The 12,911-nt window shown below is 52.9% G+C and carries 11 protein-coding genes; 3 read left to right on the plus strand and 8 right to left on the minus strand.

The window, feature by feature from the left end; genetic code table 11:
• Positions 1–10: 10 nt before the first annotated feature.
• The 3 genes from desA (at position 11) to AO726_RS08220 (ending at position 4,352) form a co-directional block, all read left to right on the plus strand.
• Entirely contained in the window at positions 11–1,198 is a 1,188-nt protein-coding gene (gene desA / locus AO726_RS08210) for a delta-9 fatty acid desaturase DesA (RefSeq protein WP_058067578.1), read from the plus strand.
• Positions 1,199–1,327: 129 nt separating this feature from the next.
• Positions 1,328–3,049 carry a SulP family inorganic anion transporter gene (locus AO726_RS08215; protein WP_058067579.1) on the plus strand — a complete coding sequence of 574 codons (1,722 nt, stop codon included), beginning with the start codon at positions 1,328–1,330 and terminating at the stop codon, positions 3,047–3,049.
• A gap of 313 nt (positions 3,050–3,362) precedes the next feature.
• Positions 3,363–4,352: a cytochrome-c peroxidase gene (locus AO726_RS08220; RefSeq protein ID WP_058067580.1), complete on the plus strand. Its 990-nt coding sequence runs from the start codon at positions 3,363–3,365 to the stop codon at positions 4,350–4,352.
• Positions 4,353–4,591: 239 nt separating this feature from the next.
• On the opposite strand, the gene AO726_RS08225 is transcribed toward AO726_RS08220, so the two are convergent.
• The 8 genes from AO726_RS08225 to gshA form a co-directional block, all read right to left on the minus strand.
• Positions 4,592–5,746 carry a fatty acid desaturase gene (locus tag AO726_RS08225; protein ID WP_206542507.1) on the minus strand — a complete coding sequence of 385 codons (1,155 nt, stop codon included), beginning with the start codon at positions 5,744–5,746 and terminating at the stop codon, positions 4,592–4,594.
• 18 nt (positions 5,747–5,764) lie between these two features.
• A complete protein-coding gene (locus AO726_RS21590) occupies positions 5,765–6,076 on the minus strand; it encodes an AzlD domain-containing protein (protein WP_058067581.1) in 312 nt (103 codons plus the stop codon).
• Entirely contained in the window at positions 6,073–6,804 is a 732-nt protein-coding gene (locus AO726_RS08235) for an AzlC family ABC transporter permease (RefSeq protein ID WP_082629087.1), read from the minus strand. The genes AO726_RS21590 and AO726_RS08235 overlap by 4 nt, the downstream gene beginning before the upstream one ends.
• 372 nt (positions 6,805–7,176) lie before the next feature.
• Complete coding sequence (locus tag AO726_RS08240) at positions 7,177–8,019, minus strand: AraC family transcriptional regulator (RefSeq protein ID WP_082629088.1); 843 nt, start codon at positions 8,017–8,019, stop codon at positions 7,177–7,179.
• A 546-nt stretch (positions 8,020–8,565) separates the two neighbouring features.
• On the minus strand, positions 8,566–9,669 hold the full coding sequence (aguA, locus tag AO726_RS08245) for an agmatine deiminase (protein WP_058067582.1): 1,104 nt from the start codon (positions 9,667–9,669) through the stop codon (positions 8,566–8,568).
• A 57-nt stretch (positions 9,670–9,726) separates the two neighbouring features.
• Positions 9,727–10,608 (minus strand): N-carbamoylputrescine amidase, encoded by an 882-nt coding sequence (aguB, locus tag AO726_RS08250; RefSeq protein ID WP_058067583.1) that lies wholly within the window; start codon positions 10,606–10,608, stop codon positions 9,727–9,729.
• A 262-nt stretch (positions 10,609–10,870) separates the two neighbouring features.
• Positions 10,871–11,074, minus strand: a complete 204-nt coding sequence (gene rmf, locus AO726_RS08255; RefSeq protein ID WP_058067584.1) for a ribosome modulation factor — start codon at positions 11,072–11,074, stop codon at positions 10,871–10,873.
• A gap of 194 nt (positions 11,075–11,268) precedes the next feature.
• The gene (gene gshA / locus AO726_RS08260) at positions 11,269–12,849 is read right to left on the minus strand and encodes a glutamate--cysteine ligase (protein ID WP_058067585.1); all 1,581 of its coding nucleotides are present in this window, start codon (positions 12,847–12,849) and stop codon (positions 11,269–11,271) included.
• Between the last annotated feature and the right edge of the window lie 62 nt (positions 12,850–12,911).

The raw sequence follows: 12,911 nt of genomic DNA on the forward strand, positions 1-12,911 counted from the left end.
CTTCTCCTCCATGTGGCATAACGGTTTTCTCGACCTGTCGATCTGGCAATTGGTCGCCGTCACTCTGGTGATGACGCACATCACCATCGTCAGCGTTACGGTGTATTTGCACCGCTATTCAGCGCATCGCTCGCTGGAGCTGCATCCTGCTCTTAAGCATTTCTTCCGTTTCTGGTTGTGGCTGACCACGGCGCAGAACACCCGAGAGTGGACCGCGGTCCACCGTAAGCATCACGCCAAATGCGAAACGGTCGATGACCCGCACAGCCCGGTGGTTAAAGGTCTGAGTACGGTGCTGCGTAAAGGCGCAGAGCTGTATCGCGAAGAAGCAAAAAACGAAGACACCCTGCGCATCTATGGCAAGAACTGCCCGGATGATTGGGTCGAGCGCAATGTTTATTCGCGCTTTCCTATTGCAGGCGTAACGCTGATGGCAGTGATCGACCTGCTGCTGTTTGGTGCGTTGGGCATCACCGTTTGGGCGATCCAGATGATGTGGATTCCAGTCTGGGCTGCTGGTGTCATCAATGGCCTTGGCCACGCTGTCGGCTACCGCAATTTTGAGTGCCGTGACGCCGCTACTAACTTGTTGCCGTGGGGCATCTTGATTGGCGGTGAAGAGCTGCATAACAACCATCACACTTATCCGAACTCGGCCAAACTCTCCGTGCGCAAGTGGGAGTTCGATATGGGCTGGTTCTGGATCAAGCTGTTCAGCTTCTTAGGTCTGGCCAAGGTGCAGCGTGTTGCGCCGATTGCACACCGCGTCGAAGGCAAGCGCAGTCTGGATATGGATACGGCAATGGCCATCCTTAACAACCGTTTCCAGATCATGGCGCAGTATCGCAAGCTGGTTATCGCGCCTTTGGTTAAGCAAGAGCTGGCTAAGGCAGATGAGTCGGTGCGTCACCAATTCCGTCGCGCCAAACGCCTGCTTTCCCGTGAGCCTAGCCTGCTGCATGACGGCCACCACGCCCGTATCCAGAACATTCTGGAGCAGAGTCAGGCACTCAAAGTGATCTACGAAAAGCGTCTGGCCCTGCAACAAATCTGGGTCAAGACCAGTGCTAATGGCCACGACATGCTCGAAGCCATCAAGCATTGGGTCAGTGATGCTGAGGCCAGCGGCATTCACTCCCTTAAAGAGTTTGCCGAGCAGCTCAAAACCTACTCGCTGCGCCCTACAGCCGCAGTTTAATGCGTTGAGTTATCGACCAAGCCCGCCTTATGGCGGGCTTTGTTTTTATGGCCTCAATGGCGCATGGATTGAAGCTGCCTGCTGCTCAGGCCAAGATGTAACGATCACTTGTAAGCCGGGATTTGTTGAATGTTTGCCAAGTGGCCGTTGCTGAAGACGTTGCGTGGGTATGACCGTGACCAAGCTGGTCGAGACATGCTAGCCGCGGTGTTGGTGTGTCTGATGCTGGTGCCGCAGGCGCTGGCGTATGCGCAACTGGCTGGCCTGCCCGCTGTGACTGGGTTCTATGCAAGCATGCTGCCGCTGCTGGTTTATGCCTTGATTGGCGGCAGTCCGGGTGTGGCCTTGTCGTTTGGGCCGGTGGCTGTGCTGTCACTGATGACGGCTGCTGCGTTGTCGCCCCTTGCTGAGCCCGGCACTGTCGCTTATCTGGTGGCTGCAACCAGCTTGACCCTCATGGTGGGTATCTTGCTGCTGGCCATGGGCATACTGCGTTTGGGCTTTATCGCCAACTTCCTTAGCCATCCGGTGATCTCGGGGTTTGTCAGCGGCGCGGCAATACTTATCGCGGCCAGCCAGTTCAAGTACCTGCTGGGCGTGTCTGTCAGCGGGCTGACCCTGCTTGACGTGCTTCCTGCACTGTATCGGCAACTGCCAGTGATTCACCTGCCCACCTTGGTGCTGTCGGCTGTCAGCCTTGGCCTGCTGCTGTTGCTGCGTAATTTGCAGTGGTTCGGCCTTAAAAAGTCGCTGGTTCAGCGTGTCCGCCAGTTTGCCGCTTTGATTTTGATGATGCTGGCAATGGGGATTGGAGCCCTGTTGAAACTGGAGCAACTGGGTGTCGTGGTTGTGGGGCAAGTGGTGACAGGCATTCCGGGCTTCAGCCTGCCTAGTCTCGATCCTGGGCTGTTGCGTGAACTGCTACCGGCAGCGGTGCTGATCGCCTTAGTCGGGTTTGTTGAGTCCATCTCGATTGCCCAAAGCTTGGCTATGCGCAAACGCCAATCGATTGATCCTGATCTGGAGGTGGTCGGGCAGGGCGCAGCCAACATCGCCTCGGCCTTTAGCGGCGGCATGCCAGTGGCGGCCAGCTTCTCCCGCTCGGGGCTGGCGTTGCAGCAAAGCGTGGCGACCCCGCTGGTGGGCGCGTTTGCCGCAGCCTTGATGTTGGCAGCCGTGCTGGGATTAGCACCCATGCTGGAGCATCTGCCGCAGGCCGTGTTAGCGGTGACCATCGTGGTATCGGTCGTAGGCCTGATTGATATCGCAAGTCTGCGCCGGACCTGGCGCTACTCTCGGCAGGAAGGAGCCGCGCAGCTGGCGACCATTCTCGGTGTGCTGCTGCATGGCATGGAAACCGGGATTCTATTGGGGGTTGGGCTCTCGCTGGTGCTGTTTCTGTGGCGCACCAGCCGTCCGCACATGGCCGTTGTCGGGCAGGTGCCCGGTACTGAACACTTCAGAAACATTGAGCGTTATGAGGTGCTTGAGAGCGCAACGGTGCTGTCGGTTCGGGTGGATGAAAGCCTCTATTTTCCAAATGCCCGTTACCTTGAGGAGCGTATTGGGGCGCTGGTTTCAACCCGACCTCAGATCCGGCATCTGGTTTTAATGTGCTCAGGTGTTAACCAGATTGATGCCAGTGCTGTAGATGCGTTGGACGCCATCAGTGGGCGACTGCTCAGTGCCGGTATCCAACTGCACCTGGCGGAAGTGAAGGGCCCGGTGATGGATCGGCTGCAACGCTCAGACTTCTTACAAAACTTTGGCGGCCAAGTATTTGTCAGCCAGTACAAGGCACTGTGTTCCCTTGACCCGGTGTTTGCCGAGTCGGCAATCCATCACCACTAGCTGTAGAGGGTATTCGGGCGGCATGGCGATGGCTTTCAAAGCAATACGGCTATTTACAGACCATTACCGGTCGAGCAACTTTGTAAGATTGTTTGTCATTAAAAATTGAGAGGTTGGCAACCGAAACAGGCTGTAGGCAAGGCCCTGCGTGCGTTGTGGTGATTTGACGCTGACCTGTCTAAATCGCACATCTCCAACCATCGGTGAAACTCAGCGGCAAGTGTTGATATGGGTCAATGCGGTGATGGCTATCGGCCTTCATGGTCGGGTTAAGATAGTTACGCAAGCCAATACAACAACTGAGGAGATACCTATGCGCACCCTGAGCCTGATGGCCGGTTTGTGCCTGAGTGCCGGAGCTTGGGCCGCTGTTCCCGCCAGCGAGCCAGTCCAGCCAATTGCACCTGCTGAAATCACTGACCCGGCCAAAGTGGAACTCGGCAAGCAGCTGTTCTTTGATCCGCGCCTGTCCCGTTCGGGCTTCATTTCCTGTAACTCTTGCCACAACCTGTCCATGGGCGGTAGTGACAACCTGCCCACTTCGATTGGTCACAACTGGCAGGAAGGCCCGATCAACTCGCCGACCGTACTGAACTCCAGCCTCAACCTGGCGCAGTTCTGGGATGGTCGTGCGGCTGACCTGAAAGAGCAGGCCGCAGGCCCGATCGCCAACCCGAAAGAAATGGCTTTCACTCACATCTTGGCCATCGACGTGCTGCGTTCTATCCCGCAGTACCGCGAGTCCTTCAAGCAGGTCTACAAGGTTGATGAGATCACCCTCGATGCCGTAACCGACGCTATCGCTGAGTTTGAAAAGACCTTGGTCACGCCAAACTCACGTTTCGACAAGTGGCTCAAAGGCGACAAGAACGCCATCACTAAGGTCGAGCAAGAAGGTTACGACCTGTTCAAATCCATCGGCTGTGTGGCTTGCCACAACGGTCCGGCACTGGGTGGTAACTCCTTCCAGAAAATGGGTCTGGTTGAGCCGTACAAAACCGAAAACCCGGCTGAGGGTGTTGCAGGTCTGACCGGCAAAGACGCGGACCGCTTCAAGTTCAAGGTGCCGACCCTGCGTAACGTCGAGCTGACCTACCCCTACTTCCACGACGGCGCGTACTGGAAGCTGGAAGACTCGGTTGACGTGATGGCACGCCTGCAATTGGGCCGTAAGCTGAGCGACGACGAAATCGGCAAAATCACCGCTTTCCTGAAAACCCTGACCGGTGATCAGCCAAGCTTTGCTCTGCCGATCCTGCCGCCGTCTACCAACGACACACCAATCCCGAAACCATTTGAATAAGTAATGCAATAGAAAGCGCCCGGCTGATTAGTCGGGCGCTTTCTGGGCTGATTATTTAGTTAGATTATTTCTGGTGAGTGCTGAAGTTAGAAATAGTAGTGTTAATTTTTCTCAATATGGTGGTGTTGAATTTAGGTCGGTTCTACAAGAGGGGAATTTGTAGGGTTCTTTGGCTGTAATAATTGAGTGATGGTTATCTGGCGTGGTTAAGTATAAGGTGTGCGTTGTTAGTATTTTGACTAGTTAAGTCTGTACTCAAAGTTCTGGGTGTTTGTTATTGGTGCTTCGCTAATTTTGCCGAATACGTAGTCCAAGCAGTTTTTAAATCCCCATATGTCTATGTATTTGTATGTGCTTTTACTAACTTGCTTGTGAACATCTATTTCCCTTAAGGTTGAGTAGTTGTACCACTCGCGTACACTGCCGAAGCGGTGGTGCCAATCATGGCAGACCAAAGATCCTTGGACGATTAACATTCTGCAGGGCAAGTGGTAGAAAATATGTGCCACTCCCCATTTGATCCAAGGCCATATATTCTTGCTAGAAAAGTCATTCGGACATAGAGATCCGCAAAATCTTGCTAAGCAATTTTCGATATGACTGTCGCGAACTGTTTTATCTGCGGGGCGTAGTAGCCAAGTGTGTTCTGTAATTAAATGAAGTAGTGATGCCATTTGGTATATGATTACGAATGGTATAATGACTACTAGGGTAAATGGTAATGCTCCGTATATTGTCAAGGTAGTTAAAAGGAATGACATCCAGATGAGAGACATTGCGATTCGATAAGGCTGGATTCCGGTTAAATTAGAAGTTACTCTGCCTTTGAAGTAGCTTATGTGAAAGGTTGGGCTGAGTAGTAATTTAAATAGATTTTTGTATAGTTGTTGTCTTGTTTTTCCTGGAGTAAAGCCTAGTTTGTATATTGCGGAGAGATCTTTGTCTTTAAAGCTAGCGAAGTCTTTTCCGTGATGTTCGTAAACGTGGAATCTTCTGTAAGGCTCATATGGTTGTACAATGAATGCCGTAGATAAAATCTCGCAAATGATCTTGTTGGTTATTTTGTTCTTAAATAAATGGCCATGAACTCCGTGATGTATGATCGTAGCTACTATATAGCGTGCGCCAGATGCCGAAAATAAAATGCCTGTTAAGTATGTTGCTAGATAAATAAATATGTTGTCGATGTGTAAGGATGCTATCGTAAGCCCTAATCCAGTGATTACCCAGGCAATAGACCATATAATCATTTCTATCGAGCTTGATTTCCAGAGTTTCTGTCTTTCAATTATTTCTTTTCCTGTTAACCAAGACCAAATTCCTTGGAATGGCAGAAGTTCATATGATTTTCGTATCTCTGACGATGCCTTAAGGTTTTCTATATGCGCATCCATGCTATGCCTCTTTTGATTTTATATTAAATAAACAAGTGTGTAGAATATAAGTAAGCTGATCAAAACTGCTGTTACCATTTGCCGGACATAAATGGCAACAAGGACTGTTGTAATTGCTCCCCAGAAGTATGGGTTTTCAGGGAAGTTTCTTAGAGTATCCCCATTCATTAGAATTATTGGGCCGCAAATGGCTGTCAAAAGGCAGGGGGCTGAATAATCTAAGGCCTCGTGTAGTATTTTGGGTATTCTTACCGGAGTATTGGGTTCGAGAAAAATATATCTATTTATGAAGACAATAGTTGCGAGGGTTATTAGTAGAGGCCAGGTCATTTTTGTTCCTTCATAATGCGTGAGGCAAAGACGGAAATGATCATTCCGGAGCAGCCTGCAATAACAATTGCTCCCTCAAGGTTAATATATGCAAATAGCATTGATGTAAGAAGAGACCAGATGATGCCAATGAGTGTGCTTGTCTTTTTTGTCATTGGAACTATTATTGTTATAAATGTTGCAATGATGGAAAAATCAAGGTGATACTTGTTTAGGTCGGGTATGGAGTTTGCCATTGCTATGCCCATAAGGCTGAACGTAAACCATCCAATATAGAATGTGCAGCCTGCGCCAAGTAAATATTTAAATGAACTACTATCTCGTTGGTTTTTTTTACTGCTCAATGCAAATAATTCATCTGTCAGTAGGAAACCTATAAGTAGGCGCTTCTTTAAAGGTAAGCTTGATACCTTCTTTCTAAGATTTAGCCCGTAAATCAGATGTTGAGATGTAATAAAGAAGACTGATGCAATAATCGTAATGAAGCTTGCTCCTGTAATAAGTAGTCCAAGGGTTACTAATTGTGCGGCGCCGGCAAAGACAATGGCTGACATACCGACACTTTGCCAAAAGCTCAAGCCGGTTTGAATTGCCATAGATCCAGCAAGTATTCCCCATGGTATTACTGAAACACACAGAGGGAGCATTTCAATTACGCCGTCCAAAAAACCTTTTAACTTTGGCGTTGTAGGCTTCTGTATGGCTTCGTCTAATATTGTGTTGGCCATCGCTCTCTAATCAGTCTGAACAGTCATGAAGACTTAGACTAATTACGAGGGGATCAGGAGTATTGAATGAAATTGCTGTCTTGGTGGGTCATAATTACAGCAAGATTAGGGGGCAATCTTGAGGAGGCATCTAAAAACTACCCTAGCTGTCATCGCTGCGTTAATAACAGGCTCAAAATGCTCATTTACATCACGTAAACTGCGCTTTTTAGTCGCAACGCCCCCTCTCACCTTCGGGCCAGCCTGGGGCTGTTACTGCGTTACGCTTCGTTTCGTCTGTTTTTGCCTTGCGCTGACTGCCTCGCCTACGTTTTGGAGGTGCCCTTCAGTGGTGCTTCTCGGCGTACTTTGTATTGAGTAAAGCTAGCTCTATTAACGTGGCAATACCCCTCGGATGAACTCTCCTGGGGTGATACCGACCGAGCTTTTGAAGTGGCGTGTCAGGTGACTTTGGTCTGTAAAACCGCACAAGGCTGAAACGGTTGCAATGGATTGCCCCTTAAGCAGCAAATCTTTTGCTTTCCTCAGTTTGGCCTGAATGAGATAGGCATGCGGAGGTATGCCGACAGCCGATTTGAACTGCCGCAAGAAGTGCCACGGGCTCAATTCAGCTATTTCTGCGAGCTGCAAAAGCGAAAACTCCTTTTCCGGGCAGCTATCCAGCAGCTCTTTGACTGTAAGTATCCGCTGCTCGGCAGAGGGCAGTGTGGCTGGTGATAGGCGAGTCTTTCCGTAGCGCATCATCAGCCAGCTAAGTGATGAAACTAGTAAGGTTTCTTTTAATAAAGCATTTCTGGGCTGCGCAAGGAGTGTGAACATCATGAGTAGTTGTTGTGCCAAGCCCGGATCGTGTAGTACAGCATTAGGAAACCAGGGGATGCTTCCGTTGGAGTGATGAAGATCCTGTGAAATGGATTTGAACAGATCAGGATGAGGGTAAATGGCTCTGTAAGCCCAGCCGCCCTCTAGTTCTGCATGCCCGGTGTGAACATCGTCAGCGTTTACCAGAATTATGTCGCCTCTGGGGGCGACATGCTCAGCTCCTGATCGATAGAAGCGTTGTGCGCCTTCCTCAATCACACCAATGCAATAGGCTTCATGAACATGTCGGGGAAAGCGTTGGCGATAATAGCGAGCCTGAAGCATTTCGAGGCCTCCCAGATCACTGAGATGATGAAATTGGGCTTGCTCCTTTGGGGATTGCTTTATTGCCATGCAACGATGTCCTTCTCGTCTTGTACAAAATTGCGCATGCGGTTCTTAAGGCATTCCTTTGAGAAACACGGTTGGAGTGATTTGGAAATCGCTCTTTACTTATCGTGCTTGCCGGTAGCCGCGCTTAGGCTCTGAGAACCACTTTTTGAGTTGAGGGGATAAGTTCTGGAACAACATCTGACTGTTCAGGGCTGCGCACAAGACTCGACTCATCGTGTGGGGGGCTTGTACTTTTTACAGCTAATCCTTGCGACTCAGGGCAATTGTAACGCTCAGTTTTGGTGCTTTACTCGATATGTTTCAGGAGTGCGTTATATTTCATCTCTACAGCGTGAGCTTAGTACTGACGTATTTGCCTTTAGCTCTGCTGGTTGTGTCGATTTGGTCGCTTGAACCTAATGCCCGCAGGTCTCTGTCAGCAACTGGCTAGCGGTCAGTCAAGTTCCTCTTGCTGTTTCTTTCCCGGCTGATCTACCGCTCCTAGCGTATGCGGTCATCCGCTGGGAGGTAGTACAAAAACGCCCGGCTAATGCCGGGCGTTTTTGTTTAGCGTGCCTGCGGTGCAGGCTGCTGCTGGGTAATACAGTGGATATTGCCACCGCCCAACAGAATCTCCCGTCCCGGCACCATAACTACGCGGTGCTCGGGGAAGATGCGTTCGAGGATGGTGCGGGCTTCTTCGTCTTTCGGGTCGTCGAAGCTGGGGGCGATGATGCCGCCGTTGACGATCAGGAAGTTGACGTAGGAGCCAGCCAGGCGGATCGACGGATCGCGTTCCTGGGTGCCGTCGACCATATCAACGCCAGCACACTCTTCTTCGGTGGCGTGAAGCGGGCCGGGGATTGGCATTTTGTGAACGACCAGTTTGCGGCCTTTTGCGTCACGCACGGTTTCAAGCACCTGCATGGCGGCTTGGCAGCGTGGGTAGTTCGGGTCGTTCTGATCGTCGGTCCAAGCCAACAGGACTTCGCCGGGGCGCACGTAGCAGCAGAAGTTATCCACATGGCCGTCGGTTTCGTCGTTGTACAGGCCGTCCGGCAGCCAAATCACAGTGTCGATGCTCAGGTGATCGCGCAGGACTGCTTCGATCTCTTCGCGGGATAGGTGCGGGTTGCGATTGGCGTTGAGCAGGCATTCTTCGGTGGTGATTAGGGTGCCTTCGCCGTCGACGTGAATCGAGCCGCCTTCAAGGACGAAGCCTTCGGTGCGGTAGCGTTTGCAGTGTTCGATTTCGAGGATCTTGCGCGCCACTTGGTCGTCGCGCTGCCACGGCCAGTACAGGCCGCCGTTAAAGCCGCCCCAAGCGTTGAAGCCCCAATCCACGCCGCGCACTTCGCCTTGGTTATTGGTGACGAAGGTTGGGCCGGTGTCGCGCACCCAGGCGTCGTCGGTGGTGATTTCCACCACGCGGATGTTGTCGTGATCCAGGCGTGCACGGGCGTTTTCATACTGGGCCGCAGATGCGCAGATGGTTACCGGTTCGAACTCGGCGATGGCTTTGGCTACGGCAGTGAAAGCGGCCTGTGCAGGCTTGCCGCCGTTGCGCCAGTTGTCCGGGCGCTCAGGCCAGACCATCCAGGTTTGGCTGTGGGGTTCCCATTCCGCTGGCATGCGGAAGCCATCGGCGCGAGGTGTGCTGCTGAGTGTCATGGTTTGTCCTGCCTATTAAGCGAGAAGGCTGCTTAAAGCAGCCTTCCATGAACGGGATTATTCGCTGGCCAGTTTGCCGTCGAGGGTCAGTACCGGGCCGTACAGGTTCGGGCGACGGTCGCGGAACGAGCCCCAGGCACTGCGGATGTGCTCCAACTGATCCAGGTCGAAGCTGTGCACCAGGATGCCTTCTTCGGTCTCATTCAGCTCTTCGACTTTCTCGCCGAACTGGTTGGCAATGAAAGAGGAACCGTAGAAGTTGATGTGGTAGCCGTCTTGGTCTTCACGACCAATGCGGTTGCTGGCCACCAGCGGCATCAGGTTGGCACCTGCGTGGCCTTGTTGGACGCGCTGCCAGTGATCGCGGGAGCTGATAGTCGGGTCATGCGGCTCGCTGCCGATGGCGGTCGGGTAGAAGAGGATTTCCGCACCGAGCAGGGCCATGCTGCGGGCGCACTCCGGGAACCACTGATCCCAGCAGATGCCTACGCCGATTTTGGCGTAGCGGGTGTTCCACACTTTGAAGCCGGTGTCGCCCGGGTTGAAGTAGTACTTCTCGTGGTAGCCAGGGCCGTCCGGGATGTGGCTTTTCCGATAAATCCCGAGGTTGGTGCCGTCCGCGTCGATGATAGCGATGCTGTTGAAGCGGGCACGGCCAGCCAGTTCAAAGAAGCTGATCGGTAGAACGACTTGCAGCTCTTTAGCGATTTTCTGGAAGTGCAGGATGGCTGGGTTGCTCTCAACCGGAGTGGCCAGCTGCATGTAGTCCGGGTTCGGCTTCTGGCAGAAGTACGGAGTTTCGAAAAGCTCCTGAATCAGGATGATCTGGGCGCCTTTGGCCGCTGCCTGGCGTACCAGTTTCTCGGCGTTGGCGATATTCGCAGCGGTATCCCAGGAACAGGCCATTTGAGTGGCGGCGACAGTAACGGTACGGGTCATGTTTGGCACCTCAGGAGCGGTCGGGTTGTCGGGTGACACTAGCAGAGTCCGGTGAATGTGCGGTTGCACGCGGGACTTTGCAAGCGGATAGTCTATTTATATCCGATAAAAATCGGCTTTTGAAGTGTTTTTGAGTGACTAATACGAAAAATAATCGATTTTTATCGAATAAAAATCGGCATTTTATGATTGTGAAGGCGTAGCTTGACCGCTCCGGGCAGTGTCCAGAGGGTTATGGAAGAAGATATGAAGTGTGTGGGAATCAGGCGCTGTGGCGTTTGTGCAGTTCGAACTGCTCGCTGCCATCGTCCCAGCCCGCTTCCCAGGCAGCCAAGAGGATATCGGCTTGCGCTTCCAGGTTGCGTGGTTGTTTAGCGTGGCCAGTGAGACCAGCCATGTACCCCTGTTGGTAGGCTTTGTTGAGGCTTTCCAGGCTCCACTTTTCTAAGTGGTCATCATGGGGCATGTTGGTGGACTCTGAGTGTACGTTGGTTCTATTTTAAACCGTAATAAACACAATCATATTGCCACTAACCTCGCACTTCCAACCTTTCATCCACCGATCAAAAGTGTGGAAAACCCCAAAAAAGTGAGGACTAACTTGAGCGAGAGAGCGTGGGAGATGCCCGCCGACTGCAGCGCGGCGGGCTAGCTCGGGGGTTACACGGCCAAAGCGAGGATGCTGGCCTGGTAGGCCGCGACAAAACTGTCGAAGTCGCCGTGTTCACTGCTTTCCAGTGCGATCTGTTCGTCGATGGACTGGGCCACGCTGGCTTCAAACTGGGCAGTTTGCTCGACGCTCAGTGGCTGGCTGCGGAAATACTCGGCGTGCAGCTGGCTTTGCTTTAGGGCGAATTGAGTAAAACTCTGGCCTTGTTGCAGAGCTGCCAGCACTTGCGCCGAAGGCGTCAGGCTACTGTCGGCGACCTTGGCGTGTTGAGCGTTGAGGGCTTCGATGTGGGCCTGTCCGCCGTGGCTTTGGTCGAGGGTTTCGGCCAGTGGACGGATTTTTTCCAACAGTTCTTCGGCCCAGCTTTGCAGGCTGACTGACTCGCCATTGCGCTGCAGTAAAAGGCCTGGTCGGCGGCCTTCTTTAACAACACTCAGGAAGTTGCTGGTGCTCTGGCCGCACTCGCCATTTTGCAGCAGCGGGCTTTCTTCCAGCGCGCAGTAGAGCAGGAAGGCATCAAGGAAGCGGGCTTCGGTCAGGTCAATCCCCAGCGGCAGGAACGGGTTGATGTCCAGGCAGCGCACTTCAACGTACTGAACGCCGCGCGCCATCAGCGCCTGAATCGGGCGTTCACCACTGTAGGTGACGCGTTTCGGGCGGATGCTGGAGTAGTACTCGTTTTCAATCTGCAGGATGTTGGTGTTCAGTTGCTGCCACTGGCCATCCTTTTTCGTGCCCATGGCTACGTATTCCGGGTAAGGCGTGGCCACGGCGCGGCGCAGGCTATCGGTGTAGCTGGCCAGGTCGTTATAGCAGGGCGTCAGGCCGCTCTGGGCGGAGCTCTGATAGCCGAGATCGCTCATGCGCAGGCTGGTGGCGTAGGGAAGGTACAGGGTGTCGGCGTCCAGCTCCTGCAGCTGGTGCGGGCGGTCGCGCATAAAGCCTTTGTCCAGGGCCGGCGAGGCACCGAACAGATACATCAGCAACCAGCTGTAACGGCGGAAGTTGCGGATCAGGGCGATGTAGCGCGACGACTGATAGTCGCGGGCATTACGGGTGTTGCCTTCGGCCTGCTGTTGCAGGGTCCATAGTGCATCTGGCACGGAGAAGTTGTAGTGAATACCGGCAATGCACTGCATGGTTTTGCCGTAACGCAGAGCCAGGCCTTTGCGGTACACGTACTTCAGTTCGCCAATGTGGGAGGTGCCGTACTGAGCAATTGGGATGGTCTCTTCATCCGGCAACTCACAGGGCATGGACGGGCTCCACAGCAGTTCGTTGTCCAGCTTGGAGTAGACGAACCGGTGAATCTGTTCCAGATCAGCCAGGGTATCGGCCGGATTGGCTTCTGCCGGGGTGATGAACTCCAACAGCGATTCGGAATAGTCGGTGGTGATCTGTGGATGCGTCAGGGCTGAGCCCAGAGACTGCGGGTGCGGCGATAGGGCCAGTTGGCCGTTGCGGTCAACGCGCAGGCATTCGCGCTCGATGCCGTGCAGGCATTGGGAAAGCAGTGTGAGGTTGGCGCGCTCGCCAAGTTGATTCAGGCGGCGGGATAACAAGTCGCTCAAGTTTGCATTCCTTAACACGCATCGGTCGCCGAGATATGGGGATTACGACGGCGCTCTACAAG

The organism is Pseudomonas sp. TTU2014-080ASC (genome assembly GCF_001446935.1).
Taxonomy (GTDB): Bacteria; Pseudomonadota; Gammaproteobacteria; order Pseudomonadales; family Pseudomonadaceae; genus Aquipseudomonas.

Excerpts from the sequence above, each read along its gene's own strand:
- aguB (WP_058067583.1), bottom strand. The coding sequence starts at position 10,608 with ATGACCCGTACCGTTACTGTCGCCGCCACTCAAATGGCCTGTTCCTGG.
- AO726_RS08220 (WP_058067580.1), top strand. The coding sequence starts at position 3,363 with ATGCGCACCCTGAGCCTGATGGCCGGTTTGTGCCTGAGTGCCGGAGCT.
- desA (WP_058067578.1), top strand. The coding sequence starts at position 11 with ATGTGGCATAACGGTTTTCTCGACCTGTCGATCTGGCAATTGGTCGCC.
- AO726_RS08235 (WP_082629087.1), bottom strand. The coding sequence starts at position 6,804 with ATGGCCAACACAATATTAGACGAAGCCATACAGAAGCCTACAACGCCA.
- AO726_RS08240 (WP_082629088.1), bottom strand. The coding sequence starts at position 8,019 with ATGGCAATAAAGCAATCCCCAAAGGAGCAAGCCCAATTTCATCATCTC.
- AO726_RS08225 (WP_206542507.1), bottom strand. The coding sequence starts at position 5,746 with ATGGATGCGCATATAGAAAACCTTAAGGCATCGTCAGAGATACGAAAA.
- AO726_RS08215 (WP_058067579.1), top strand. The coding sequence starts at position 1,328 with ATGTTTGCCAAGTGGCCGTTGCTGAAGACGTTGCGTGGGTATGACCGT.
- AO726_RS21590 (WP_058067581.1), bottom strand. The coding sequence starts at position 6,076 with ATGACCTGGCCTCTACTAATAACCCTCGCAACTATTGTCTTCATAAAT.
- aguA (WP_058067582.1), bottom strand. The coding sequence starts at position 9,669 with ATGACACTCAGCAGCACACCTCGCGCCGATGGCTTCCGCATGCCAGCG.
- rmf (WP_058067584.1), bottom strand. The coding sequence starts at position 11,074 with ATGCCCCATGATGACCACTTAGAAAAGTGGAGCCTGGAAAGCCTCAAC.